This is a genomic window from Streptomyces sp. WAC05292 (assembly GCF_003949955.1).
Classification (GTDB): domain Bacteria; phylum Actinomycetota; class Actinomycetes; order Streptomycetales; family Streptomycetaceae; genus Streptomyces; species Streptomyces globosus.
Map to the genome: position 1 here is coordinate 1 of NZ_RPSE01000594.1, position 2,586 is coordinate 2,586.

Annotated in this window: 1 protein-coding gene; it reads left to right on the forward strand. The window is 77.0% G+C overall.

The genetic code is table 11. The features are described 5' to 3' along the window. A partial coding sequence (locus tag EF903_RS31395) for a non-ribosomal peptide synthetase (protein ID WP_125548374.1) occupies nucleotides 1-2,586 on the forward strand: 2,586 nt, incomplete at both ends.

Genomic DNA, 2,586 nt, shown 5'->3' on the forward strand with positions numbered 1-2,586 from the left:
ACCGGGACGCCGCCCGCGACGCCTGGCGCACCGCCCTCGCCGGGCTGGACGGGCCCACCCGGCTCGCCCCGACCACCGGAGCCGGGGGAGGCCGGCAGGCTCCCGCCCGGCCCGGGCGCGTCGACACCCGCCTGCCCGAGGACTTCACCGCCGCCCTGCACGCCTTCGCCCGCGGCCGCGGCCTCACCCTCGGCACCGTCGTCCACGGCGCGTGGGCGCTGCTGCTGGGCGCGCTCACCGGCAGCCGGGACGTCGTCTTCGGCACCACCGTCTCCGGCCGGACCACCGAGGTCCCCGGACTGGAGTCAGCCGTCGGCCTGTTCATCAACACCGTCCCGGCCCGCGTGGCCCTGCGCCCCGACGAGACGCTCGCCGGCCTGCTGGCCCGCGTCCAGGACGAGCACGCCGGCCTCCTCGACCACCAGCACCTCGGCCTCGCCGACATCCAGCGCCTCGCGGGCGGCGGGGAGCTCTTCGACACGCTCGTCGTCTTCGAGAACTTCCCCACCGGCGACCCCTCGCACGGCACGGACCCCGGCGGCCTGCGGATCACCGGAGCCGAGGTGTTCGACGCCGTGCACTACCCGCTCGCGCTCGTCGTCGAGCCGGGCGAGGGCCTGCTGCTGCGGTTCAAGCACGACGCGGCCCGCCTCGACGGGCCGGCCGTCGCCGTCCTCGCCCGCCGCTTCACCGCGCTCCTGCGCACCCTCGTGGAGGAGCCCGAGCGCACGACCGCCCGTACGGGCGTGCTCTCCGACCGGGAGCGCGCCGCCCTCGCCGCGGCGAACGCCACCGCCCGCGACGTCCCCGAGGCCACCCTGGTGTCGCTGATCGCCGAGCAGACGGCCCGCACCCCGGACGCCCCGGCCGTCCTGTTCGGGGACACCACCCTCACGTACGCCGAACTCGGCCGCCGCGCCGAGGCCCTGGCCGCGCGGCTGCGGGCCCGCGGCGCCGGACCGGAGGAGTACGTCGCCGTCGCAGTGCCCCGGTCGGCCGAGCTGATGGTCGCCCTCCTCGGCGTCCTCAAGGCCGGCGCCGCCTACCTGCCCCTCGACCTGGACTACCCGGCCGAACGCGTCGCGTACATGCTCGCCGACTCCGGCGCGCGAACCGTCGTCACGACCCCGGAGGCCGCCCGCCGGCTGCCCGGCGCGGAAGGCCTCGACCTCGTCGTCCTCGGCCGGGACGACCTGGACGAGCCCGCCGACCACGCGCCCGCCGGGGCCGCGGCCGGACCGGACCACCCCGCCTACCTCATCTACACCTCCGGCTCCACCGGCCGCCCCAAGGGCGTCGCCGTCACCCACCGCGCCATCGTCAACCGGCTCGCCTGGATGCAGGACGCGTACCGGCTCGCCCCCGACGACCGGGTGCTCCAGAAGACCCCGTCCGGCTTCGACGTCTCCGTGTGGGAGTTCTTCTGGGCGCTCACCGCGGGCGCGGCCGTCGTCCTCGCCCGCCCCGACGGCCACCGCGACCCCGCCTACCTCGCCGAGCTGATCAGCGCACGCCGGATCACGACCCTGCACTTCGTCCCGTCGATGCTGGCCGCCTTCACCCAGGTCATGGAGGACGCGGGCCCGCCCGGCTGGGCGGCGACCCTGCGCCGCGTGTTCTGCAGCGGCGAAGCGCTCACCGGCGCCGAGGCCCGCCGCTGGTGGGAGCTCACCTCCGGTTCCGCGGGCGGCCCCGTCCCGCTGCACAACCTGTACGGGCCCACCGAAGCGGCCGTCGACGTCACCCACTTCCCGTACGAGGGCGGCACCGGGCTCGCCGTCCCCATCGGGCGGCCCGTCTGGAACACCCGCCTGCACGTCCTCGACCCGTTCCTGCGGCCCGTGCCCGACGGGGTGCCCGGCGAGCTGTACCTCGCGGGCGTCCAGCTGGCCCGCGGCTACCACGGCCGGCCCGCCCTGACCGCCGAGCGCTTCACCGCCGACCCGTTCGGCGGGCCCGGCGAGCGCATGTACCGCACCGGCGACCTCGTACGCCGCCGCCCCGACGGGGCCGTCGAGTACCTCGGCCGCACCGACCGCCAGGTCAAGATCCGCGGCAACCGCATCGAACTCGGCGAGATCGAGGCCGCGCTGGCCGCCCTGCCGGGCGTCGCCCGCGCCGCCGTGATCGTCCGCGACGGAGCCCTCCTGGGCTACGCCGTCCCCGCGCCCGGCACCTCCCCGGACGGGGCGGCCCTGCTCGCCGCGCTCGCCGAGGCCCTGCCCGCGGCGATGCTGCCCGCCGCCGTGGCCACCCTGGACGAGCTGCCACTGACGCCCAGCGGAAAGCTCGACCAGAACGCCCTGCCGGCGCCGGAACTCGCGCCCCGGGCCGGCGGGCGCGCCCCCTCCACCGAGGGGGAGACCGCCTTCTGCCGGATCTTCACCGAGGTCCTCGGCGTCGAGGGCATCGGCGCCGACGACGACTTCTTCATGCTCGGCGGCGACAGCCTCACCTCGATCGCCGTCGCCACCCGGGCCCGTGAAAGGGGACTGGCCATCAGCCCGCGCGATGTGTTCGAGCACCGCACGCCCGCCGCGCTCGCCGCGGCCGCCACCGCGCCGGACGAGCCCGCCGCCGTGACCG